22 protein-coding genes and 1 tRNA gene are annotated in these 21,806 nt (G+C 61.7%); 14 read left to right on the plus strand and 9 right to left on the minus strand.

Annotated elements, in window-relative coordinates; genetic code table 11:
* Positions 1–16 precede the first annotated feature (16 nt).
* Entirely contained in the window at positions 17–1,087 is a 1,071-nt protein-coding gene (locus tag ACYU0X_RS08345) for a winged helix DNA-binding domain-containing protein (protein ID WP_461902729.1), read from the plus strand.
* Between the two features lie 25 nt (positions 1,088–1,112).
* On the opposite strand, the gene ACYU0X_RS08350 is transcribed toward ACYU0X_RS08345, so the two are convergent.
* Together ACYU0X_RS08350 and def are read right to left on the minus strand one after the other, a co-directional pair.
* Positions 1,113–1,958, minus strand: coding sequence for an acyltransferase domain-containing protein (locus ACYU0X_RS08350; protein ID WP_461902730.1), 846 nt, complete (start codon positions 1,956–1,958; stop codon positions 1,113–1,115).
* Between the two features lie 9 nt (positions 1,959–1,967).
* Positions 1,968–2,540 carry a peptide deformylase gene (def, locus tag ACYU0X_RS08355; protein ID WP_309407289.1) on the minus strand — a complete coding sequence of 191 codons (573 nt, stop codon included), beginning with the start codon at positions 2,538–2,540 and terminating at the stop codon, positions 1,968–1,970.
* A gap of 161 nt (positions 2,541–2,701) precedes the next feature.
* On the opposite strand from def, the gene ACYU0X_RS08360 reads away from it, so the two are divergent.
* Both ACYU0X_RS08360 and ACYU0X_RS08365 read left to right on the plus strand, forming a co-directional pair.
* Complete coding sequence (locus ACYU0X_RS08360; RefSeq protein ID WP_461902731.1) at positions 2,702–3,907, plus strand: NAD(P)/FAD-dependent oxidoreductase; 1,206 nt, start codon at positions 2,702–2,704, stop codon at positions 3,905–3,907.
* A 5-nt stretch (positions 3,908–3,912) separates the two neighbouring features.
* Positions 3,913–4,833: an RNA polymerase sigma-70 factor gene (locus ACYU0X_RS08365; RefSeq protein WP_461902732.1), complete on the plus strand. Its 921-nt coding sequence runs from the start codon at positions 3,913–3,915 to the stop codon at positions 4,831–4,833.
* A 15-nt stretch (positions 4,834–4,848) separates the two neighbouring features.
* On the opposite strand, the gene ACYU0X_RS08370 is transcribed toward ACYU0X_RS08365, so the two are convergent.
* The 3 genes from ACYU0X_RS08370 to ACYU0X_RS08380 all read right to left on the minus strand — a co-directional run bounded on the left by ACYU0X_RS08370 (position 4,849) and on the right by ACYU0X_RS08380 (position 7,911).
* The gene (locus ACYU0X_RS08370; protein ID WP_459275826.1) at positions 4,849–5,997 is read right to left on the minus strand and encodes an acyl-CoA dehydrogenase family protein; all 1,149 of its coding nucleotides are present in this window, start codon (positions 5,995–5,997) and stop codon (positions 4,849–4,851) included.
* 193 nt (positions 5,998–6,190) lie between these two features.
* Positions 6,191–7,024: an aldo/keto reductase gene (locus ACYU0X_RS08375; RefSeq protein ID WP_418909233.1), complete on the minus strand. Its 834-nt coding sequence runs from the start codon at positions 7,022–7,024 to the stop codon at positions 6,191–6,193.
* Between the two features lie 374 nt (positions 7,025–7,398).
* Positions 7,399–7,911 (minus strand): SRPBCC domain-containing protein, encoded by a 513-nt coding sequence (locus tag ACYU0X_RS08380; protein ID WP_461902733.1) that lies wholly within the window; start codon positions 7,909–7,911, stop codon positions 7,399–7,401.
* Between the two features lie 144 nt (positions 7,912–8,055).
* Here ACYU0X_RS08380 and ACYU0X_RS08385 point away from each other — a divergent pair, with 144 nt between their 5' ends.
* Complete coding sequence (locus ACYU0X_RS08385) at positions 8,056–8,736, plus strand: phosphoribosyltransferase (RefSeq protein ID WP_461902734.1); 681 nt, start codon at positions 8,056–8,058, stop codon at positions 8,734–8,736.
* On the opposite strand, the gene ACYU0X_RS08390 is transcribed toward ACYU0X_RS08385, so the two are convergent.
* Complete coding sequence (locus ACYU0X_RS08390) at positions 8,733–9,215, minus strand: SRPBCC domain-containing protein (protein WP_418909236.1); 483 nt, start codon at positions 9,213–9,215, stop codon at positions 8,733–8,735. The genes ACYU0X_RS08385 and ACYU0X_RS08390 overlap by 4 nt on opposite strands.
* Positions 9,216–9,369: 154 nt before the next feature.
* On the opposite strand from ACYU0X_RS08390, the gene ACYU0X_RS08395 reads away from it, so the two are divergent.
* Positions 9,370–9,804, plus strand: a complete 435-nt coding sequence (locus ACYU0X_RS08395; RefSeq protein WP_461902735.1) for a VOC family protein — start codon at positions 9,370–9,372, stop codon at positions 9,802–9,804.
* Positions 9,805–10,536: 732 nt separating this feature from the next.
* On the opposite strand, the gene ACYU0X_RS08400 is transcribed toward ACYU0X_RS08395, so the two are convergent.
* Positions 10,537–10,833, minus strand: a complete 297-nt coding sequence (locus ACYU0X_RS08400; protein ID WP_461902736.1) for a MerR family transcriptional regulator — start codon at positions 10,831–10,833, stop codon at positions 10,537–10,539.
* A gap of 114 nt (positions 10,834–10,947) precedes the next feature.
* Here ACYU0X_RS08400 and ACYU0X_RS08405 point away from each other — a divergent pair, with 114 nt between their 5' ends.
* Both ACYU0X_RS08405 and ACYU0X_RS08410 read left to right on the plus strand, forming a co-directional pair.
* Positions 10,948–11,388 carry an Hsp20/alpha crystallin family protein gene (locus ACYU0X_RS08405; protein WP_418909238.1) on the plus strand — a complete coding sequence of 147 codons (441 nt, stop codon included), beginning with the start codon at positions 10,948–10,950 and terminating at the stop codon, positions 11,386–11,388.
* A gap of 507 nt (positions 11,389–11,895) precedes the next feature.
* Complete coding sequence (locus tag ACYU0X_RS08410) at positions 11,896–12,177, plus strand: hypothetical protein (protein WP_461902737.1); 282 nt, start codon at positions 11,896–11,898, stop codon at positions 12,175–12,177.
* Between the two features lie 192 nt (positions 12,178–12,369).
* Here ACYU0X_RS08410 and ACYU0X_RS08415 read toward each other — a convergent pair.
* Positions 12,370–12,442: transfer RNA gene (locus tag ACYU0X_RS08415), tRNA-His, on the minus strand.
* Between the two features lie 173 nt (positions 12,443–12,615).
* Positions 12,616–13,200 carry an oligoribonuclease gene (gene orn / locus ACYU0X_RS08420; protein WP_461902794.1) on the minus strand — a complete coding sequence of 195 codons (585 nt, stop codon included), beginning with the start codon at positions 13,198–13,200 and terminating at the stop codon, positions 12,616–12,618.
* Positions 13,201–13,436: 236 nt separating this feature from the next.
* Here orn and mptB (ACYU0X_RS08425) point away from each other — a divergent pair, with 236 nt between their 5' ends.
* The 7 genes from mptB (ACYU0X_RS08425) to ACYU0X_RS08455 all read left to right on the plus strand — a co-directional run bounded on the left by mptB (ACYU0X_RS08425) (position 13,437) and on the right by ACYU0X_RS08455 (position 21,726).
* Complete coding sequence (mptB, locus tag ACYU0X_RS08425) at positions 13,437–14,957, plus strand: polyprenol phosphomannose-dependent alpha 1,6 mannosyltransferase MptB (protein WP_461902738.1); 1,521 nt, start codon at positions 13,437–13,439, stop codon at positions 14,955–14,957.
* An 8-nt stretch (positions 14,958–14,965) separates the two neighbouring features.
* Positions 14,966–16,441 (plus strand): polyprenol phosphomannose-dependent alpha 1,6 mannosyltransferase MptB, encoded by a 1,476-nt coding sequence (gene mptB / locus ACYU0X_RS08430; RefSeq protein WP_461902739.1) that lies wholly within the window; start codon positions 14,966–14,968, stop codon positions 16,439–16,441.
* An 83-nt stretch (positions 16,442–16,524) separates the two neighbouring features.
* Positions 16,525–17,673: a VanZ family protein gene (locus tag ACYU0X_RS08435; RefSeq protein WP_461902740.1), complete on the plus strand. Its 1,149-nt coding sequence runs from the start codon at positions 16,525–16,527 to the stop codon at positions 17,671–17,673.
* Positions 17,674–17,791: 118 nt separating this feature from the next.
* A complete protein-coding gene (locus tag ACYU0X_RS08440; RefSeq protein ID WP_461902741.1) occupies positions 17,792–18,592 on the plus strand; it encodes a DUF2637 domain-containing protein in 801 nt (266 codons plus the stop codon).
* A 17-nt stretch (positions 18,593–18,609) separates the two neighbouring features.
* Entirely contained in the window at positions 18,610–19,719 is a 1,110-nt protein-coding gene (locus ACYU0X_RS08445) for a GTP pyrophosphokinase (protein WP_461902742.1), read from the plus strand.
* A 128-nt stretch (positions 19,720–19,847) separates the two neighbouring features.
* Positions 19,848–21,449, plus strand: coding sequence for an ABC-F family ATP-binding cassette domain-containing protein (locus tag ACYU0X_RS08450; protein ID WP_418909246.1), 1,602 nt, complete (start codon positions 19,848–19,850; stop codon positions 21,447–21,449).
* A gap of 121 nt (positions 21,450–21,570) precedes the next feature.
* Complete coding sequence (locus tag ACYU0X_RS08455; protein WP_418909247.1) at positions 21,571–21,726, plus strand: hypothetical protein; 156 nt, start codon at positions 21,571–21,573, stop codon at positions 21,724–21,726.
* Positions 21,727–21,806 lie beyond the last annotated feature (80 nt).

Here is a 21,806-nt window from a genome sequence, read left to right on the forward strand (position 1 = left end):
GGCTAGGCTAGGGCACATGGATCAGATCCTCGATAGTCGGCGGGGCACCGATCGGTCGCGGCTGCGCGCCCTGCGGCTACGCAGCCATCTGCTAGCGCCCAGCCCAGCCCGCGATCGGACGGTCGGTGCGGTCGCCGCCCATATGCTGGCCACCCAGGCTCAGGACCTCGCCGGAGGGGCGTACGCGCTGAGCTTGCGGCACGGTTCAACGACGCAGCGTCAGCCAGTGGTGCACGCCTTGGAGCGCGGCGAACTGGTTCGCAGCTGGTTGATGCGTGGAACGCTCCATCTCTGCCAGTCGCAAGATCTTGGATGGCTCGTAAGGCTCAGCGCCCCGCGGGTGGCGCAGAGCGCCGCAACCCGCCGCGCCGACCAACACATCACCGCAACCGTCGTGGATGACGCGGCCGCGCACGTGATGGATCTATTTCGGCGCGAGGGGCGGGCGAGCCGCGAACTGATTCAGCGTCGCTGGCAGGAGGCTGGACTGGACCTGCGCGACGGTCGGGGCTACGCACTGCTCCAGGAACTGTCCTACCGTCTGTTGATTTGCCAAGGTCCGCTGATCGATCCGGGTTCGTGGAGTGCCGGACAGTATTTTGTGCCGGTGCCCGAAGTGGCGACCGCCGGTGCGGAGCCGGCCGATCCGCTGGCCGAGCTACTTTTAGGGTATTTGCGCGGTCACGGCCCGGCCAGTCTGCGTGATGCCGCATGGTATGCCGGGCACCCGCTTGGTGCGCTGCGTGCGGCGGCCAAGCGACTAGGCGACCGGATCCAGACCGTCGGAACACACGAAGGGGAGCCGCTCTATCTGCGTACCGAGGACAACGACGCACCTGCGGACCAGCCGGCCGGACGCTACCTGCTGCCGCCCTTTGACGAGTACTACATCTCCTATGCCGATCGGTCATTGGTGGCCGACGGCCAGGCGCAAGCAAGTGTCGGGCCGGGACGCAACGGGATGGTCAAGGCGAGCTGGCTTCGGTCGGGGAGCGTGCTGGGTGCCGCCGGGCCCGAGGGCCTGACCCAGTGGCAAGCCCAGCAGTGGCAGCGATACCAGCAGTATCGTGCGCCGTGTCAGGTCTGAGGCGGAACCGCCCGGGATTCGTCCTCTATGAGGCGGGCCAACGAAACTCGCCGCGACCGAGGAACCAAGTGCCCTCCGTACGGAGCCGCTCAAGGACCAAGGACTGTAGAGCGCTGCGTGCGCTGAGCCGATGCAACCATCCCATGTCGCGTGTTCCGAAGGTGAAGTAGAGCGCATCCGTGGGCTCCGGGGTGGCCGCCCGCGGCTGGAATCGGCGTGCGAAGGAGAGGATATTGCTTGTGGGCTTCATCCGTTCCAGCAACCAAGGGTCGAAAAGCCAGCTGGTGCACACCGCCCGGTCGATGCGTAGCTGCGGAAAATGAGTGCGGAAAAAGGCCGCGGCCCGCGATAACGAACCGTCCACCGTCGCTGGGGCCAGTGCCTCTCCGGCCGGGATATGTACATCTACTTCCCAGCGGTTCTCGGTGTCGGCGATCCGCCGCAAATGGTACTGCAGGCGCCCGATACGAAAAAGGCTCCCGCTGGCGTGCAGCGAGAGCCAATGCCAAGTCCCTAGACCAGCGTTACCGTGCTCGGCACGGTGCAGCCGGCACTGCTGGCCGAGGTCGGCCAGGGTGGCGGCAATGATTTCCGGGCTCAGCGCGCGGGCCAGTAGCCGGTCGTGGCTTGCGGCGAGTTCCAGAAGCGTAGCGAGTTCCCAGACCCCGGGAGCGGTATGGGTATCTTCGCGTGAGATCGGGGCGGAAGGGAACTCGCCGAATCGCTCGGCCAGTCTCACTCGGGCCAAGAGCAATTGTGAGCGGTCGACGCTGGCGTTGAGGTCATGAAAATACGAACGGTCCCGATCATCGACGTCGCCTAGGGCGAGTGCACGTTCAACTGCCGATGTCAGGACCGTCGTTTTTGTCATGGCACTAATCTAATGGCCAAACGGGTCTTCGTCAGTACCCGGGAGCCAAGTAATTCCCGGCACGCCCCAGCCCAAGGCCTTCTTGGCCTTCAACCAGCGCTTGTCCCACTTAGGTACCAGCTTGTCGACGTAGAGGTACCCGTCGAGGTGATCGAACTCATGCTGCATGATTCGGGCAAACCACCCGCGGGCCTCGAAAGAGATCGGCTTGCCGAACTCATCGAAGCCCTCAACCTTGGCATAGTCGGCGCGCTTGAGCGGGAAGGAAAGGCCCGGGGCCGAGAGGCAACCTTCGGACTCCTCGTCGACATCCGGTGCGGCACCGGAGATCTTCGAAAGCGTCAGCTTCGGATTGATCAGCACGCCGCGTTCCGGGGCGGTGTCCTGATCGGCGTAGATATAGGTGAAAATGCGCAGGCCAATGCCGATTTGTGGGGCTGCAAGGCCGACACCGTTTGCGGCGTCCATGGTCGCGTGCATATCGGCGACTAGGGCGCGTAGCTCGTCATTAAACTCGGTGACTTCGGCGGCGCGCTGATGTAGCACCGGTTCGCCATAGACGGTGATTTGCCGGATGGGCACTTTGGATACGTTCCTCTCGAACAACAAATGGTCTCAGCTAATAGTTTCACGCTCGAACTCAGTTGTGCCAGCGGAGGTCGCAACGCACTCGCCGATACGAAGCCGCAAAAAAGTTTTCCGGGACCATGTCACAGATGCTTAGGCGCTCTCGTCTAGTGGATATGAACACTTCAACGGCACAGCTACAGGTATTAGTCATCGGCTCGGGCTTCGCCGGAGCTACCCTCGCGGTTCGACTCAACGGCCGCGGGCGTTCACGGGTTGCGGTGACGGTGGTCAACCCGCGGCCCACCTTCGTCAACCGGTTACGGATGCATCGGGTGGCCACCGGTCAGGTCGTTCCGGCGCAGAGCCTTCAACGCCTCCTCGGCCCGGGGATCAGGCTGATTCAGGGCAGCGTGACGGATCTTGAGCCATCCACCGGCTGGGCCACCGTTGATACGGCACAGGGCCCGGAACGGCTGCATTTCGACCGGGTGGTGTTCGCCTCCGGCAGCAGGACTCAGACTCCAGAGCTACCCGGGGCGCATTTGTTGTACGGAGTCGGCGATGTGGACCAGGCGCACCGCCTGCGTGCCGCATTGCGGCGCCTACCCGAAGGGCGGCGTGTGAGTGTGATCGGTAGCGGATTCACCGGTCTTGAAACGGTCACCGAGATCGCCGAGCAACGCCCGGATCTGCAGCTCTCGCTCATCTCCATTACCGCGGCGGCCGCCTGGTTTTCCGCTCCCGCCGCTCACCGGGTGGACAGCGCCCTGTCCGAACTGCGCATTGCCGAACACCGCGCCCGCGTCGTTGGTATCGACCCGGGGCAGCTCGCGTTGGCCAACGGGCAGCATCTGGATAGTGACCTGAGTATCTGGTGCGGTGGTTTCTCCGCCTACCCGCTCGCGGCCCACTCGGGCCTTGCAGTGGATGACCGTGGAGCCGTACTCACCGATCCCACCCTGCGGTCGATCTCGCATGAGCGGGTGCTGGCGGTGGGAGATGCCGGGCACACCGTGCGGCCAGACGGAGAGTGCTATTCCATGTCCTGCCAATTTGCCTTCCCCTCGGCTGCCCATGCCGCCGACCTTTTACGTGCCGAAGCCCTCGATCTAGATGTCACCGGGTATCGCGACTTTTCCCTTGGTTTCCTGGCACGTTGCGTGTCTCTGGGACGTCGCCGAGCCGTGCTCCAACGCACTAACGGTGCCGATCAAGCCAGTGGCTGGGCCCTGACGGGACGCACGGCGGTGGCCGCCAAAAGGCTGCAGGTCTCGGCCTTGCTGGCGAACATCAGCACCGAACGGCGGTTTCCCGGGACGATGCGCTGGCCCGCGGCGCCAATGGGTCTGGACAGGTCCGGTCACCCGGTGCGAGACTGAGCGCCATGACGCGTACCGCGCAGTTTCTTGAGCTACAGCCACTGCTTTTCTCCATTGCCTACCGAATCCTCGGGCAGGTGACTGAGGCCGAGGACGCTGTGCAGGAGGCCTGGGTACGCTACCAGAACAATGCCGACGAGCCGCGCTCGGCTAAATCGTTTCTCTGTGCCGTCGTCACCCGGATCTGCGTTGATGTGCAACGCTCGGCGCGGGTGCGCCGTGAACAGTATGTCGGCCCTTGGTTTCCCGAACCGTTGGCACACGACCCATACACCGACCCGGAACGCATGGCGGAATTGAACGACTCACTGAGTTATTCGGCGCTACTGCTCCTTGAACGCCTCAGTGCCCTAGAGCGTGCCGCCTTCGTGCTCCACGAGGTTTTCGGCTTCGACTACGCCGAGGTGGCCGCGGCGGTGGATCGCAGCGAGCCGGCCTGCCGGCAGCTGGTCGCGCGAGCCCGCAAACATGTGCGCGAACCGCGCCCGCGCTTCCGGCCCGACCCGCAGGCCCGAGACGAATTGGCCGCCCGCTTCGTGGAAGCGATGCGCGAGGGCGACCTGACGGGGCTGCGCCAGTTGCTGACCGACGATGTGCGCTTCGTTGGTGACGGAGGCGGAAAGGGACCGGCCTTCGCGCACCCGGTCGAATCCCTGGAACGCGCCGTGCGTCTGGTGCAAGGTTTTGCGGCGCAGTTGGCCACCGGGCTGGTCAACCTGCGGGTGCAGAGTTTCAACGAGCAGCCCGGCGTGCTGATCAGCGACCAGCAGGAACGGGTTGTTGCGGTGATGGTGCTGGAAACCCGCGGTGAGCGTATCGCCCAAGTACGTGCGGTCATCAACCCGGAAAAATTAGGCCATCTCGGAGAGGTGGCGGACGCCTGGGCGTTACGCCACCAAATCCGTGATGAGCTCCGTCGCGGGTGAGCCGCAGACCGAGAGTTACAGCGCGCGCCCGATGGTCTCGCGCATAATTTCGCTGGTTCCGCCGAAGATGGTCAGCAGACGGGAGGCGGTAAAGGACTGCGCGATCGGGTATTCCATGATGTAGCCGTAGCCGCCATGCAGCTGCAGGGCACGGTCGGTAAGCGTGCGGGCCTTTTCACTGGCGAAGAGCTTGACCTCTGCGGCCTCCTCGGCGCTGAGCTGCCCCTCGTTGAAGGCCTGCACCGCGCGATCGACAAACACCTCGGTGACATGAGATTCGGTCTTCAAATCCGCCAGCTCGAAGCGGGTGTTTTGATAGTCGGCAACCAGCTGCCCGAAGGTCGAACGGTTCGAGACGTGCTCCTTGGCCTGTGCGAAGGCAGCGGTGCAGATGGCGCTGGAGGCAACCGCAATGGCCAGTCGGGCCTGCGGCAGATGGGCCTTGACGTACCCTAGGCCCGCCCCAATCTCGCCAACCCGGTCGGCGTCGGACACCCGGACCTCGTCGAAGAACAACTCGGCGGTATCTGAGGCACGCAGCCCCATCTTGTCGAAGGGTTTGCCGTTGCTGTAGCCCTCGGAACGTTCCACCATGAACAAGGTGAAGGAGTCCGCGCCGGCGCGGGTTCCGGAGCCTTCGGTACGGGCCAGCACGAGCGCGGCATCGCCGTGCGCCGCGTTGCCGATAAAGGTTTTCTGCCCGGAAATCAGCCAGTCATCACCGTCGCGTACCGCCTTGGTGCGCACTCCGCGCAAATCCGAGCCGGCACCCGGTTCGGTGAACGCGCAGGAGGTGATGGTTGAACCGTCGACCATGCGCGGCAGCCAGCGTTCCTTGAGATCCTGCGAACCGTGCGCAATTAAGTAGGGCAACACGAGGTCGTCGTGCAAGTGGAAGGCCAGAGCCACGGCGAGGTGACCGGCGCGCACGAATTCTTCGTCGAGGACGACACGGAAGCGATAGTCATCGATGCCCATCCCGCCGAATTCTTCGGGCACCGCCAGACCCAACAGCCCGTTCTCGCCAGCCGCTTGCCACACTTCGCGAGGAATCCGGTGTTCCTTCTCCCACGAAGCGTAGCCCGGGGCTACCACTCGAGTGTTGAATTCGGCCGCGAGCTCGCGGAACTGGTCGTGGTCCTCTTCGAACAAGTCGCGTTTCACCGTGTTGACCGGTCCTTTCGGGGTAAAGGTCGAAAAATGCTCCCCCAAGAGTCTAGGAGGATCACCGCTGGTTGCGGTGGGTCGGGCCGATCGGCCGGACACACCATGACCATTATTGTCATGTTTGTCATGCACTGGCCAGCGCGGCACGAGAATCGTAAAATCCGTGCGGGTCGGTAGACGTGTGGCCGAATTAGAGCATCTGAAGTGGAAGTTTACGCTGTGGAGGTGCAAAGGCGTCATCGATGGCCGCGAGCTGCTCAGTGGAGAGCTGTAGTTCGGCCGCCGCGGCATTGAGTTGTACGTGCTCCACGCGAGAGGCCTTCGGTATGGCGATCACCTCGCCACTTCGTATCGCCCACGCCACCAATACCTGTGCGGTGGTCGCCGAGAGCTGTTCGGCCACCTCTTGCAGTGCCGGATGCGTCAGTAGGCGACCTTGCTCAATGGGGGAGTACGCCATGGTCCGGATTGCCGGGGATGCGGCGGCATGCGCCGGTAGCAGATCATATTCCACGCCACGCCGACTCGGGTTATACAGCACCTGATTCACCAGGGGGGTCGCCGGGAGTTCCTGAAGGTCATCGACATCGAAATTGCTCACGCCCCATGCGCCAATAAGCCCACGCTCGATCAGGGTTTCAAAGGCATGCACGGTTTCCTCGACGGGGTGTGAACCGGGCCAATGCAGAAGCAACAGATCGATATGGTCGGTGTCCAGCCGTTCGAGGGATCCCTCGCAGGAGGCAATGGTGCCCCGATAGGACGCCTCATAGGGAAGAACCTTGTCTACCAGGAAGACCTCGTCGCGCACGGGGGCGATAGCTTCACCCACCAGTTGCTCGGAGAGCCCGTCTCCATACATGGTGGCGGTATCAATGAGCGTTAGGCCCAGTTCCACGCCACGGCGTAGCGTTGCGATCTCTTCGCGCTGACGGTCGGGCCGCTCGCCCATGAACCAGGTGCCCTGCCCGATGGCGGGCACGCTGCAACCATTGGCCAATTCAACGTGTGGAATAGCAGACATATCCGAAGCCTAAAACACCGGCAGAAGATGCGAGAACTTCATGAATCTGCCTCGCAATCGGCGACTCCTCGGGAGGAAACCTAACCCGCGCTCGCCGGTGCACACCCGGGCCCGCCTGCGAGTGGTAGGCCCGGGGGTATGCCAGAGTCAGGCTACGGGTGAGGATCCCCCAATCAATCATCACAACCGCGGCGACTACGGCCATGCTAGACCCTTAACCCGGAAAAAGCCTCTATTTTTCCTATGCGTGCACCACAGTGACTTCGACTCCGTCACGACCCGACTCTCGCTTCGAACATAGCTTCGAATGTCTGGGCGGTGTGCCATAGAACGTACCCGAAACCGCGGCAATGCGAGACGGGGTCGCGGGTGTACTAGTGCTCGGCCGAATCCGGCGTCTGGTCCTGGAAGTACGCCTGCTGGGCAGGATAATAATCCTCCCAACTGGGCCGGGGGTTTCCGTTTATCGCGGCGACTAGTTGGTCGAGATAGTATTCCCACCCCGGCCCAATCTCACCGACGCCTTGTGGATCGACCTGATGCATCATGAAGGTCAGTTCACTACCCTTCTCATGCTGGCGCAGTGAAAGCTCCAAATCCCAGTTGCCGTACTCATCCTCGGAGACTAGCCGCAGGTGCTCGGGTTCCTGGCAGGCGCGGATCACCATCTGAACCGTTGGGGCACCCTCCTCAAAGGCTAGGGTTACATCGATCGGGTGACCCTCGGCGGCCCACCCGGACCAGGGGCCATACCAGTGTTCGGTGAGCTCCGGATCCGTAAGCCACTCCCAAGCCCGCTCCATGGGAACCGGCAGCTCACGCACTAGCCGTAAGTCGAAACCCTGATCTGAAGAAAGTAGCTGCCCCGTTGGCGTCGGAGAAGACATGAGCTCGATCCTTAGGTAGACCATCCGAATCACGGTGATGACTCGGTCTCTCGATCATAGAATCCCACCGCCGCACACAACAGGGGCAGAATCGATTATTCGCTGCCACTGGACAGCGCTGGTCACCGCGGCCGAGTATGGACTATGGGACAGCAACAACAGAACCTGCCCGCCTACGCCGACCGCCACGATGCCGGACTGCGGCTCGCCGCCGAACTCAGCGCCTATCGCCAGGCCGCCAACACCCTCATTCTCGGCTTGGCTCGCGGGGGATTGCCCATCGCCTCCACACTGGCCGCTGAATTACACCTACCCTTTGATGCCCTACTGGTGCGTAAGCTCGGCGTGCCCGACTATCCGGAACTTGCCTTCGGGGCCATTGCCGCACATGGGCAACTGCAAGCCGAAGTCATTCTCCCGGAGCTCATCGATTCACTACCCACGGAACTGACCCGACCGGAGCGTCTCGAACGCGTACGCCAGAGCGAAACCGCCGAACTCCACCGGCGACAAAGCGCATATCTGCAAGGGCGCGCTACCGAGGTGACCGGCCAGACCGTTATTCTCTGTGACGACGGATTGGCTACGGGAGCCACCATGGCCGCCGCCATACGGGTGATGCGAATGGCGCACGTCGGGAAGCTCATTGCCGCCATCCCCGTTGGCCCCGAAAGCACCTGCGCCAGCTGTGCCGCGCACTGCGACGAGTTCCACTGCCCGTTGCAGCCAGATGACTTCGGCGCCGTGGGCACCTACTACGAGCACTTCGAGCAACTCGACGACGCCACCGTCCACAATATTTTGCGTCAGGCTGGCTCGACCTAGCCCCGTTCGCGCTCGGCCTGCGCAATCAGGTACTCAGCCAACTGTTCCAGGGACTGACTCATCCCCACATGGTGGTCGGAGGCCGAGATGGATGCCGGGGGATTCTCGGCACTAAAGTTCACCAGCGTCCCGTTCGCGGCCAAAGCAATATCGAAACTCATCGTCATCGCCTCGGTATGCGAACCATCTGGATTCACAAAATGCACGTCAAGAACCACCCGCTCGTGCGGTACCAGTTCCGTATAGTGCCCAACCACCTCATCGGTAGTCGCCGTGCTCTTCCCCAGGCCGGCCTGCCCGGGCGGATAGTGCAGAATCATATGAAATGAACCGCCAGGGCGCGGATCCAGTGCGAGAAACTCGGCTCTCATTCCTGCCGGTGGTAACCATGCCTGAAGCGCGGCCCCGTCGGTCAACGCCTCGTAGACCCGCTCCGGCACGGCGTTGAGCATTCGTTCGGTCGTATCAATGCGTGTCATAGAACTAGCATTGGCCCTCGCCGCCCAAATGGGAAGAGCTACGCACGAAGTCAATCAGTTAGGCACGAAGCGCGACCCATTGCGCGCCATGCGTACCAGCGGTAGCGTTCCGACACACCACACAGCGACATCGGGATGGAGCGTTCCTGCGTATATGGCTACCGAATTTCAAGTCACCTATGATTGCGCCGATCCAGGACGTCAAGCGACCTTCTGGGCCGAGGCATTGAACTATATCCTTCAGCCACCACCCGAGCCTTTCGAGAGCTGGAGCGCCGCACTCGAAGCATGGGGGATACCACCAGAACTTCACAACGAACGCTCCGCAATCATTGACCCTCACGGGCATGGCCCCAGAATCTTCTTCCAGAAAGTTCCCGAAGGTAAAGACGCTAAAAACCGAGTCCACCTCGATCTGCGGGTTGCCCCCGGACTCGAGGGGGAAACACGCATGGACGCGCTCGAAGATCGCGCACAGTACCTAGAGAACCGAGGCGCTCGCCGGTTGTACCGGGTCGACCCCGACGGTATCGACGCCGGACACATCACCATGGCCGATCCAGAAGGAAACGAATTTTGTCTGGACTGAGATGTCGATGCATTCGCGCAGAACCATATTCGAACAGGTATTCGAATAGGCTATTTGTGCGTGGGTAGCGTTGCGCGGAGGAAGGGCTTCGTGCAGTCGATCTAGCGTCTGGCCCATGGGGTGTTGGCCTCGGGCACTGCGCGCGTTGCGCAGGATTCACTGTAGGTGCGGAGCACTGAAGTTTGGGGAATCGTGCGATGGTGCTGATTTGACCTCGAAATCCAGTGGCGCGCTATTGGCCAGCTGCCAACGTATCCACACGGGCTTTTCTGGCTCCCTTCCTTTCGGGAAGGGTCGGAGCGTGGGATGAAATCTTCTGTTGCGAACCACTGGCTGGGACGTCGGCTCGAGGCCTGTGTCGAATGCCTCGGTGGGGAGAGTTTCCGCCTATTCATTTTGCGCCTGCGTGGCCGGTGGCCCCAGCTGCCGCGATGGGGCCACCTTGGCTCGACCTAACAGGGAGGTTCGCTGGCCACCCAGTCATCCCAACACCACTCTTCGGTCTCTGGATCGAGCAGGATGGCGTCGTCGGCCAGCGGCTCTGCGGCAAAATTGATTTCCATTGAATGCGCCTCCTTCCGAAATCGCATCTCTTGCGGTCACCAGACCCCGCGAGAAGCAAAATTGTCGATTGAAGTGAAGCGTGCAACGAGTCAGATGTCACGAGTATTCCCGATCGCGGTCGACGGTTTTGTCCAACGTGGGACGATCCCGTGCTCAGGGAGGCAGCGATTAAGAGCTTAGTCTGTCGATTTCGGCACGGAGGAGGCGGTTTTCAGTCTCGAGCTCGAGTACATGGCGAATGCCGACGAGGTTCACGCCTGCTTCGAGCAGCTCTATGACGCGCCGAACAATCTGCAGATCGTCTTCGCTGTAGCGGCGGGTGCCACCTGACGTGCGGCTGGGCTCGAGTAGACCCTTGCGTTCGTAGAGCCGCAAGGTTTGTTCTCCCACGCCGACGAGCTCCGCGGCCACGGTAATTCCATACACGCCGAGTGAGCTGGTTCGTGACCCCGAATTCTTCGCCAAATTTTGCTCCAAACCGCTTGCATCTCTGTGTTCGTTGATGTACAAAATCTATACCACCTGATACAGATTGTCGAGTGGTCCGCAATCGATATGTGAGATGGAGGAGATTCAGAAATGCTGTTACAACATGACCCATTCCGTGACCTCGACCGGCTCACACAGCAGGTCTTCGGCACCATGAGTCGCCCCTCGACCATGCCGCTGGACGCATGGCGCGACGGGGATGAGTTCTTCGTCGAGCTCGACCTTCCGGGCATTGACCCGGACAAGCTGGACATCGATGTGGAGCGCAACGTCCTGACCATTAAGGCCGAACGGGCCTGCCATATCCCTGATGCCGTTGACGCGGTAGCCTCTGAGCGCTCGTGGGGCGTCTTCAGTCGGCAGCTGGTGCTGGGAGACTCGCTGGATACCGAGAAGGTTGACGCCGACTACACCGCCGGTGTGCTGCGCCTTCGTATCCCGATCGCCGAGCAGGCCAAGCCACGCAAGATCAGCGTCACCAGCCGCGACGCGATTGGCCAAAACCCGGACCAAAAAAGCCTGAACGCTTAAGCCGCGGATGCGGCAATCGATAGGGGAGGGTAGCCGAGATGATGCTGGAGACAGCCATGCGACCAGCCGACAACACGACCGACCTGTGTTCGGGGGAGCTCGAGATGCGCCTAGCGGATCGTGACTGGGTGGCAAGGCGGTTCTCGGCCATTCTGGAAGGTTCAGGATTCCAGGACCATATGGCTAACGGGTCTCGCCTGCACTTCCCACGCGATCGCGTCCGGCCCTACCGCCGCCCGGGTGTTCGGTGGACAGAGCCGGGCCTGCCGCGCCAAATGTGGATCCAGTCAAGGGTTCGCTCACCACCGACCCCTCGATAGTTGTCGCGTGGAGGAGCCCGGAGCCCCGGTGGAGGGCTCCGGGCGGCGATCGAGGCCCCGATATGTAGATGCGTACTCCTATGGCCACGTCGGCAAATGGCCGCAACCTAGGGCCGTGGATTCCGGCCCGACCCGGGCCGGAAGGTCCGCGCATGTCCGAAGACCACGAAAGGAAAGTGCACTGAGCATGACGACGCTCATTTCGACACCAAGGCCCACCGAACGTGAGGGTTCGGCGTCCGAGGTATTGCGACTTGATGCGATTTCCGACCATGAATGGCGTGTCATCGATACGCGTTATTCCGAACACGATGCATCTTGTGTCGTTGGCTTTGTTGAAGCGCTCGGCAGTGAGTACGAGGCGCTCGTTATTGGGCGTGGCTGTGAACGTCGGAGGTTTTCGAGCTTGCTCGACGCGACCGGATTTATATCTCGCAGCCTGGGCAACGCGGTCGAGCCGGTACTCTGAGGTGGCTCATGCTGATTTGAACGGCACAAGTCCTTGCTGCATACAAAGACCAAGAAAAGTGCGTGGTTGAAGAGGGGGTCGTGATACCCGCCGAATTGAGGGTGAAGTTAGGCGGAGGACGGCGCGGATGCGCCGGAAATGAGAAAGAGGTGCGAATCTTGACTAGTCAAGATTCGCACCTCGTGCAATCTGGGTGAGTAACGGGGCTTGAACCCGCGACCTTCTGGACCACAACCAGACGCTCTACCAACTGAGCTATACCCACCATATTTGCTTCGTTACTTGTCAGCGTGGATTTCCTCGCTGTTTCCGTACCGGGCAACGAGAAATACTATACACACATTTGTAGGTGCAGTGCCAACTTGAAAAGCTCCAAAATGGCTGTGTTGTGTGTCACTAGGCAAAATGTGGTGTGAAGGGGTCAGTAGTCACACCGAATTATCCGAGATTGTCGGCAATCTTTCGCGCGTGAGTCGTATCCGGGCCCGGTGCCGGAACCATAACTGCCGCGCGGTAATAGCGCAGCTCATTTATTGAGTCGCGAATATCGCCCAGCGCTCGGTGATTGCCGGTTTTGGCCGGCGCCGCGTAGTAGGCCTTGGGATACCAGCGCCGCGTCAGTTCCTTGATCGTCGACACGTCGATAATCCGGTAGTGCAGGTAATCGATAACCTCGGGCATATCTCTGGCCAAGAAGTTCTTGTCGGTCCCCACCGAGTTTCCGCCCAAGAGTGCCTTCTTGGCCTCGGGGACGTACGTGCGAATGTAGTCCATAACCTGTTGCTGTGCTTCGGCCATATCGATGCCGGCATCGAGTTCATTGAGCAAGCCACTGCTCTGGTGCATATTGCGCACGAAGTCGTCCATCTGGGCCACCGCCGCAGCCGAGGGTTTGATGACGACCTGTAGTCCTTGGTCGTCGACAATATTCAGTTCCGAGTCCGTGATGAGCACCGCCACCTCGATAAGGGCGTCGTTGACCACGTCCAGGCCGGTCATTTCACAGTCGATCCATACGATCATTTCCGATTTATTTGCCACGCATCACAATCTACCGCCAAGTACATGAGAATGCGCCTCTCGATAGTGAACGGTGGATCACTTCTACCGTGTTTTACCGCCCTGCTGAAGTAGGTGAATGGTAAAATCATCTGAGTTTTTGTGGCCGTCGACCGTGTAGATTCCGGTTGCCGTGATGGCCCAACCCGTTGGACCGAAGCCGGTGAATTATCGGAAATCAAGCACATGAGGTGACGTTCGTGGTCGATCCCCAAGCGATGCCGCTCAGCGCGCGTTCACACCGCGCCCGTACGCGGGTATTGCTCTCCGGCGTGCTCGGTTCGCTGATGATCTTTGCCGGCTCCATCGGGGTCGGTTGGCTAGCCAGTGTGTCTCCGCTGAACCGCGACCCGCTTTTTATTGCCCTGCGTACCGAGTCGGCCGGCGTGCTTGGCTCCGTGATCGTTCTGGCTCTGGGGTGCTGGGTGCTGTTCCGCGCTTGGTGGCGTTTGGGGCAGGAGCTACGGGGCTGGCCCGAAGGGTCATTGGCGCTGGTGAAGCGTGCCGTATGGCTATGGAGCATTCCGTTATTGGTCTGCATTCCCATCATGAGCCGAGACGTTTTCGCCTACATCGGTCAGGGGCGCCTGGTCCAAGCGGGGCAGGACCCGTATGTTGACGGAATCTCGTCCATTAACAACTGGTTCCAGTTGGGTACCGACACGATGTGGGCGCAGGACGGGACTCCCTACGGTCCGCTCTACCTCTCCATCGAATACCTTGTGGTTCAGCTCGTGGGTCAGTCCACGGATGCGGCCATCCTGATCTTCCGTGCCATTGCCTTCATCGGCGTGCTGTTGTGCCTGCACTTCGTGCCGAAACTTGCCGCGCTCCACCAGGTCAATGGTGCGAAGGCCGCGTGGATTGCGGTCGCCAATCCGTTGGTGCTGCTGAATTTCGTGGCCAGCGCGCACAACGATGCGTTGATGACGGGATTGTCCGTTTGGGCCGTCTACCTGGCTTGCCAACGTCGTGGGGTCTGGGCCGTGATCGTGCTGACCGCTTCCATTGGCGTCAAGCCCATCACCTTGGTGTTGTTGCCATTCATTGGCCTGCTCTGGGCCGGTCCCAAGGCCACCTGGCCGAAACGCATTCTCTACTGGTTCTACTGCGGGGCGATTCTGCTCGGTCTGATGACCTTGGTGGGATGGATGAACGGCTACTGGTTCGGCTGGCTGAAGGTCATGCTGTTTACCGGCACCGGCTACTCGATTTTCTCGCCCCTGGGCATCGTGATCCTGCTGGCCAGCGGAGTGTTCTCTGCCTTTGGGATCTCCACGGACTGGATCTTGCCGGTGGTGAAACTGTTCGGCCGCCTAGTGGGCGTAGCGCTGGCCATGGTCGTGATCTTCCGTGGCACCTACTCGCATCTGGTGCAACGATTGGCCATCGCCTTTGCGGCGATTGTGGTGTTATCCCCGGTCATTCAGCCGTGGTACCTGTTGTGGATTCTTCCCTTCTTTGCCGCCACCGGGGTACGCGATGATTGGCAACTGCTGTGGGTGCATCTGACCACCATCTACTTCGTCGCTTACCAGGCCGCGGATCAACTGTTCATTTGGCAGTTCCTGCAAGACGAACTGGGCTCACTGCCGCAGATGTTGTCTTGGGGTGTGTCGGCTTTGTGCATCGCATACCTGCTGATTATTGATCCGAAGACCAGGAAAATTGCCCCCGAGCTCCTCACCTCGACGCGCTGGCACTTTAAGCGCTTGCAATGACCGCCGCCATGCAGGAATCCATCACGACAACGGCAACGCTCCGTCGCTTAGCGATTCACGGGGCCGCGGCCAGCGCGCTGGTGACCATCGCCTCGTGGGGTATCGGTTGGTTCCCGCGTAACCAGTTCTCCCCGCTGGCGCGCACCGGTTTCTTCATCGAGTTCCGCACCGAAGCGATCGGTGTTATTGCCTGTATCGCGCTGATGGCCGTGGGATTGGCGTGGATGACGCGCTGTTGGCTGCTGTTGCGACCGCTGGTGGCGCCCACCGAGCGCGTCAGTACCCGACAGGTCGCACGGCTACTGACCGCATGGTGCGCCCCATTGCTGCTTGCCTTCCCGATTCTGAGTCGCGACGTCTACGCGTATCTGGCTCAGGGTCGGCTCTTGCATGCTGGGCGTTCGCCCTATGCCGACGGGGTCTCCACAATCCCAGGCTGGTTTGACGCTGGGGCGGACGGGCTCTGGGCGCAATCGCTCTCTCCCTACGGGCCGATTTTCGTCTCACTCTCACGCTTCATCCACTTCATTTCCGGCGGAATCCCCGAAATTGGGGTGCTGCTACTCCGCGTGGCGGCCATCGCCGGGGTGATCGGCTGCTTCCACTACCTCAAAGTGCTTTGCGCCAAACTTGGTTACAACACCGATTGGACGCTGTGGGCGGTGCTCTGCAGCCCGCTTCTTCTGCTGACCATGGTGGGCGGCGCGCACAACGACGGGCTCATGCTGGCCGCAATTTTCGCGGCCTTTGCGCGGGCCGCGGACGGACGCTGGATGCGTGCAAGCTTTGCGCTCTCGGTGGCGGTGGCCATTAAGCCCATTGCGCTGATCCTGTTGCCCTTTGCGGGATTGCTGATGCTTGCCGCCGATGCGCGGCGTACCGAACGCTTGGTCATGTGGGTCAAGCTCGGTGCGCTGACGATGCTGTGGCTATTGATTTACGGGGCGGCCAGCGGCCTGTGGTTCGGCTGGCTTCCGGCGATGTTCACAGCCGGCTCAGCCGCCTTCCCCTATGCACCGGTCGGCTTGCTGGGGTGGCTCGGCGCGCTGGTGACTAACGCCTTGGGCGGTAACGGAGACCTGGTGCAAACCGTGGTGGTGCTGGTCTTTGAACTCTGCGGACTCTTGCTGGTGTTCAAGCTCGCAATGGCCGAGCGCGTTGCCCGGCCGTTGCGTGCCGCCGCATGGGCGCTGAGTGCGGTGGTGCTCCTGGCGCCGATCATTCAACCGTGGTACATCTTGTGGCTCTTTGCACTGTTCGCGCTCGACCGTGACGTCTCGTGGCGTGCCGAACGGCTCATGGTGCAGATCAGTAGCCTGATCTTGCTGGCGGTTTTTGTCGATCAGCTCTCCATCGAGCAGTGGCACGTGATTTGGTTGATGCGGGTATTCGCCGCCCTACTGGGTCTGCTGCTCTTCCTGTACTTGTTGTATCGGGACCGGGAGATTGCCGACTGGTTCAATGCACCTCGCCCTCCGGACTAGAACGTTCGGAGGAGGCGGTAGGTGAGCGAATTGACACTTTTGGTTGATGTACCGACCGGGCTCCGTGCACTTGAATGGTAACTATGACATCGCTTCTGTGGCCCGGCGCCATTGCCATCCTGATCGCATGGCTCGCTCTGATGGTGGGCGGCATCTTCCTGCTTGCCATCCAGTACCGCCGGCACGGAAGACTCTCCTGGCGGCGAACCATCACCACGATGTCCGCGGTGCTCTACGGCTTCGGGCTTTTCAGCTACACGATGTTGCCGCTGCCCGAGTCGAGCAACGCGTTCTGCCGGCCCGGTGTGGCGGTGCCACAATTTACTCCCTTGCACTTCATTGGTGACTTCCAAGAAGCCTACGCGTTAGGTGCCCGGAGCTTCCTGACGAGCTTCACCCTCTGGCAGGTGCTGTTCAACATCATCTTGTTCATGCCCTTGGGCGTTCTGGTGGTGCGCTGGATGCGCGGAAACATTCTCTCGGCGACCCTCCTTGGCGGTGCGGTGTCGCTGCTGATCGAGCTTTCGCAGTTGACCGGCCTGTGGGGAATTTACGAATGCCCCTACCGGGTGGCCGACGCCGACGACCTGCTGATGAACACCTTCGGCGCCTTCCTGGGCGCCATCATCGCCTATCTGCCGATGTTCGCCTGGCTCACCGGTCCGGTGGAGGCACGCGCCGAACAAGCCCCACCACGCGTCGTGACACGAAGCCGCCGCATCATGGCCGACGTTTTCGACCTCGCCTTCTTCAGCGCCGCGGTGCTCGCAGCGGGTTTCGGCCTGCAGCTGGTGGCCACCCTCGGCGGGCCGACGGCGCCGGGCTACGTGGTCGATGACCTCGTGCCGATCGCGGCCATTACCCTGACCTATATGATGCCCACCTTGAGCGCCGGACGGGCCTCGCTGGGGCAACGTTGCGCCTGGATTCAGGTGGTCGCAGCCGACTCAGCCCCCGCGCCCTTCTGGCGGGCCGGGCTACGGGCCCTACTGGGCTTTGGCGGGTTGAGCCTGATCTACGAACTGGCCGGAGACACCGAAGCAACCGGTCCGTTGGATTTCATGCTCTTCCCGGTACTCATGTTCGGCGTGATCAGTGCGGTCACGCTGGTGCTTGACCGTTCAGGACGCGGATTGGCCGCGCGCATCACCGGCACCGGCTTCATCGACCGGCGCGCCAACCTGCCGCAGTGGGCCGGGGCCCCGGCGCAACGTGACGGAGCCCATCACTGAGTCCGGGCCGACTATGGCTAAAATAGAAACTGGGTGATGGCCCGATGGGGATCGGCCTACAACATTCGCACGCCCGGTGCTTTATTGTTTCTTTCAAGAGTGAGGTCTGCCCAAGCGCATGGATACCACCAAGGAATTGCCTGCCGTCCCGCACCGTGCCGTGCTCGGTACGGCCGTAGGCGCTACCGTCCTGATCGCTGTTGGCGCGTTCGTACTGTCATTCGCCGCGCTGACCGACTTGGCCGAGCGATCGGGTATCTCCCCGCAGCTGGCATGGATCTGGCCGATCATTATCGACGGTATGATCGTTGCCGCCACGGTCGCGATCGTCGCGCTTAACGGATTCCCGCGCAAGGCGATGGTGTACCCCTGGACCTTGCTGTTCTTTGGTGCAATTGTGTCCACCGCGGCAAACTCCACGCACGCAATCCTCACCGTCGACACCATTGAGAACGGTGTCCCGGCGCTGGTCTCCGCCCTCGTGGCAGCGATGCCGCCAATCGTGTTGCTGGCCATCACGCACTTGACCGTGCACATGTACCAGAAGAAGTCCGAGGCCGCGAAGCTCCGCGCCGCCTACGAGTACGACGAAGAGCAGGCCAACGCCGAGAAGTACGGTGTGGCCTATGACGATGGCTACAACGCCGCGATCAATGACGCGCAGCAGGCCGAGGTCGAACGCATCGCCCAGCTCGAACAGGAGCACCAGGACGCATTGGCTCGCACCCGCGCCGAAGCTCTGACCCAGGCTCGCGCCGAGGCCGAGAAGAACTCGAAGGTCACCCCGATCAGCAACAACCAGCAGGCCAATACCAAGCCAGCGGCAAAGACCGCGGCGAAGAAGCAGGGTGGCAAGGTGAGCGATGATCAGACCCCGCTCTACAAGGACATGGCGCAGCAGCGACTGACCAATCAGTAGGACAGGAGGCATGAACAATGCCCCAGGAGAACCCGAACGATAGGCCGGACTTTACCGAACAGATCGAAGCCTCCGTGGCACGCTATGAGGCGGTGCGCGGCGAACTAGACCACGTCCTGGGCGCCATGAAGGGCAAAATTCGCGGTTTGTTCAAGAACAGCGAAGTGCAGCCGCTGTTCATCACCGGCCGGGTCAAAAGCACCGAGTCCTTCCGCTCCAAGGCCTCGCGGCAGTTGCAGCAAGACGCCGACAGCTCGCCGGTCCTGGAATTCCCCAACCCCCTGCGCGAATTACATGACATGGTGGGTCTGCGTATCATCGTGATGCTGCCCCATGAGATTCAGCAGGTCGCTTCCATCATCAAGTCCCATCGTGAGGCCTTCGACTGCCGGAGCGACCGGGAGAAGGATATTGGTTCGGTGGAGTCCGGCACCTACGGGTACTCCTCGCGCCACCTGCTACTGAAAACCCGGAACGAGCCAACGGTTCGCAAGTTTCAGGAGGCCCTGGGCAAACCGGTGGTCGCCAGTGGCAACTTCATCTTCGAAGTTCAGGTGCGCACCATCTTGCAGCACGCCTGGAGCGAAATGGAGCACGATATCCGTTTCAAGCATCCGGGCACCTCGGTCTGGAACCCGCAAATCGACCGGCTGTTTACCGCCACCGCGGCCATGCTGGAAACCGTCGAAGACTACTTCACCGACATCGACGAGCTCTACCACCGGCTCAACGGCTACCAAGACCGGTACAGCTTAGGCGCCCAGGAGCTTTCCGGTGCGCTCATCGGCGAGGTGTGGCAAACCCTGCTGCCGCATGTGGATCGCAAACGCGATGATGACTGGAGCTGGGCGGCGGAACTTCTGGGAGCCCACGGTATCAACCGTGTCTGGCAGTTCGTGCAACTTCTCGACCCCAGCGGGGTCACCGAGGTCCGTGCGGCCCTCGATCACCGGTATTCGCCGGGCCCCGACCGGCTGCTCGATGACCTGTTGCTGTGGCACTTTGGCTCGGCCCACATCGAGAAGACCAGTGGTTCGGATCTGCGCCGTCAAGGGTCGCTGACGCGGCGCCTGATCCAGATGAGCGACTACCGGATGAGTAAGCAGAATCCGCAGTCCGGAAGCTAAAGGCTCCGGTGGCATGGTGTTTGCTACGCCACAGCACCGCGCCACCGGAGCAATCGGCGGCTAGGATAGTTAAGTTGCCCATTTAATGGGCTTCCCATGCACTACCCGCTGCCGAAAGGGGCACCTAGATGATTTCCGTCGCCGACCTTGAGTTGCGCGTTGGCGCCCGCCTGCTAATGGACGAGGTGAACTTCCGCATCGACAAGGGGGACAAGATCGGCCTCGTGGGTCGCAACGGTGCGGGCAAGACCACCATGACCAAGGTGCTGGCCGGTGAATCTCAGCCTACCGCCGGCGCGGTGAGCCACAAGGGCTCCATCGGCTATCTGCCGCAGGACCCGCGGACCCCGGATATGGAGCAGCTGGCGCGCGATCGCATCCTCTCCGCCCGCGGCCTGGATAAGGTCATCAGCAAGCTCGAGGTGGCTCGTGCCGAGATGGCCAGCGATGATAGTGCCGTGGCCGCCAAGGCCATGCGTCGCTACGACCGCCTGGAGGCCGAATTCATGGCCGGCGGTGGCTACGCCGCGGAATCCCAGGCAGCGACGATCTGTTCGAACCTCGATTTGCCCGACCGCATCTTGAACCAGCCGCTGCGCACCCTTTCGGGTGGTCAGCGACGCCGCGTCGAGCTGGCCCGCATCCTTTATTCGGATGCCGAAACCCTGCTGCTCGACGAGCCCACGAACCACCTCGACGCCGATTCGATCACCTGGTTGCGTGACTTCATCAAGAACTATCCCGGTGGCGTGCTGATGATTTCGCACGATACCGGGCTGCTGGATGCCACCGTGAACAAGGTGCTCTACCTCGACGCCAACCGTGCGGTGGTCGACGTCTACAACATGTCCTGGAAGCGCTACCTCACCCAGCGCGAAACCGATGAGCGGGCCCGCAAGCGCGAACGCGCCAACATCGAAAAGAAGGCCTCCACCCTGTTGGCGCAGGCCAATAAGATGAAGGCCCGCGCCTCGGGTGCCTCGGCGGCGCAGTCCATGCTCAAGCGTGTGGACCGCATGATGGCCGGGCTGCAGGAAGAACGCGCCGCCGAGCGCGTCGCCGCCCTGCGTTTCCCGGATCCGGCTCCCTGCGGCAAGACTCCGCTGATGGCCGAGGGGCTGAGCAAGTCCTACGGGTCCCTGGAGATCTTCACCGACGTGTCGCTGGCCATCGACCGCGGCTCGAAGGTCGTGATCTTGGGCCTGAACGGTGCCGGTAAGACCACGTTGCTGCGCATGCTGGCCGGGGTGGCCGAACCCGATAGCGGCCAGATCGTTCCCGGGCACGGCCTGAAGATTGGCTACTTCGCCCAGGAGCACGACACCTTGGATCCGGAGAAGACGGTCCTGGAGAATATGCGGGCCACCGCCCCGGCCTCGCTGGGCGATGCCGATGTGCGTTCCATCCTTGGATCCTTCCTCTTCGTCGGCGACGATGTCGCTAAGCCGGCCGGGGTGCTCTCCGGTGGTGAGAAGACCCGTCTGGCGTTGGCCACGATCGTGGCCTCCAGCGCGAATGTGCTGCTGCTCGATGAGCCGACCAACAACCTGGACCCGGCGTCGCGTGCCGAGGTGCTCGGCGCGCTGTCCACCTTCCCCGGCGCCGTGGTGATGGTCTCGCACGACGAGGGCGCCGTGACCTCGCTGAACCCCGAGCGTGTGGTCATCCTGCCCGATGGCGATGAGGACCTGTTCAGCGAGGACTACCTCGAACTGGTGTCGCTGACCTAGATCGGCTCCATGCACTCGGGCCGGCCTTCCCTTCCCTGGGATGGCCGGCCTGTTGCGTTAAGCGAGCGGGGACCGAACGGGTGGCATTGCCTTCGGCGTGGTGGCGGCGCATACTCGGCACATGAGTACTTCACTTCACTGGCGGTACCTGGCCGAGGATGACCCATTCGGCCTCGGCGTTCCCAAGGGGGAAGCCAGCACAAGCCTGGAATTGGGTGCTGCATGGTGCGATGAGGCTGCGGTGGCTTGCATTATCGAGGTCGACGACGCCGATTAGCAGCTCGGCGGCACCTGTGCGGCTCTGGCACGTGAATTGCTGCCGGAGCATAATGGGGGACGTCCAGACCGATGACCTCG

Source organism: Glutamicibacter sp. X7, from assembly GCF_054889245.1.

What these genes read in the sequence shown, in the direction of transcription:
- ACYU0X_RS08345 (WP_461902729.1), top strand. Translation starts at nt 17, where the DNA reads ATGGATCAGATCCTCGATAGTCGGCGGGGCACCGATCGGTCGCGGCTG.
- ACYU0X_RS08350 (WP_461902730.1), bottom strand. Translation starts at nt 1,958, where the DNA reads ATGACAAAAACGACGGTCCTGACATCGGCAGTTGAACGTGCACTCGCC.
- ACYU0X_RS08360 (WP_461902731.1), top strand. Translation starts at nt 2,702, where the DNA reads ATGAACACTTCAACGGCACAGCTACAGGTATTAGTCATCGGCTCGGGC.
- ACYU0X_RS08365 (WP_461902732.1), top strand. Translation starts at nt 3,913, where the DNA reads ATGACGCGTACCGCGCAGTTTCTTGAGCTACAGCCACTGCTTTTCTCC.
- ACYU0X_RS08375 (WP_418909233.1), bottom strand. Translation starts at nt 7,024, where the DNA reads ATGTCTGCTATTCCACACGTTGAATTGGCCAATGGTTGCAGCGTGCCC.
- ACYU0X_RS08380 (WP_461902733.1), bottom strand. Translation starts at nt 7,911, where the DNA reads ATGTCTTCTCCGACGCCAACGGGGCAGCTACTTTCTTCAGATCAGGGT.
- ACYU0X_RS08385 (WP_461902734.1), top strand. Translation starts at nt 8,056, where the DNA reads ATGGGACAGCAACAACAGAACCTGCCCGCCTACGCCGACCGCCACGAT.
- ACYU0X_RS08390 (WP_418909236.1), bottom strand. Translation starts at nt 9,215, where the DNA reads ATGACACGCATTGATACGACCGAACGAATGCTCAACGCCGTGCCGGAG.
- ACYU0X_RS08395 (WP_461902735.1), top strand. Translation starts at nt 9,370, where the DNA reads ATGGCTACCGAATTTCAAGTCACCTATGATTGCGCCGATCCAGGACGT.
- ACYU0X_RS08405 (WP_418909238.1), top strand. Translation starts at nt 10,948, where the DNA reads ATGCTGTTACAACATGACCCATTCCGTGACCTCGACCGGCTCACACAG.
- ACYU0X_RS08410 (WP_461902737.1), top strand. Translation starts at nt 11,896, where the DNA reads ATGACGACGCTCATTTCGACACCAAGGCCCACCGAACGTGAGGGTTCG.
- orn (WP_461902794.1), bottom strand. Translation starts at nt 13,200, where the DNA reads ATGATCGTATGGATCGACTGTGAAATGACCGGCCTGGACGTGGTCAAC.
- mptB (WP_461902739.1), top strand. Translation starts at nt 14,966, where the DNA reads ATGCAGGAATCCATCACGACAACGGCAACGCTCCGTCGCTTAGCGATT.
- ACYU0X_RS08435 (WP_461902740.1), top strand. Translation starts at nt 16,525, where the DNA reads ATGACATCGCTTCTGTGGCCCGGCGCCATTGCCATCCTGATCGCATGG.
- ACYU0X_RS08440 (WP_461902741.1), top strand. Translation starts at nt 17,792, where the DNA reads ATGGATACCACCAAGGAATTGCCTGCCGTCCCGCACCGTGCCGTGCTC.
- ACYU0X_RS08445 (WP_461902742.1), top strand. Translation starts at nt 18,610, where the DNA reads ATGCCCCAGGAGAACCCGAACGATAGGCCGGACTTTACCGAACAGATC.
- ACYU0X_RS08450 (WP_418909246.1), top strand. Translation starts at nt 19,848, where the DNA reads ATGATTTCCGTCGCCGACCTTGAGTTGCGCGTTGGCGCCCGCCTGCTA.
- ACYU0X_RS08455 (WP_418909247.1), top strand. Translation starts at nt 21,571, where the DNA reads ATGAGTACTTCACTTCACTGGCGGTACCTGGCCGAGGATGACCCATTC.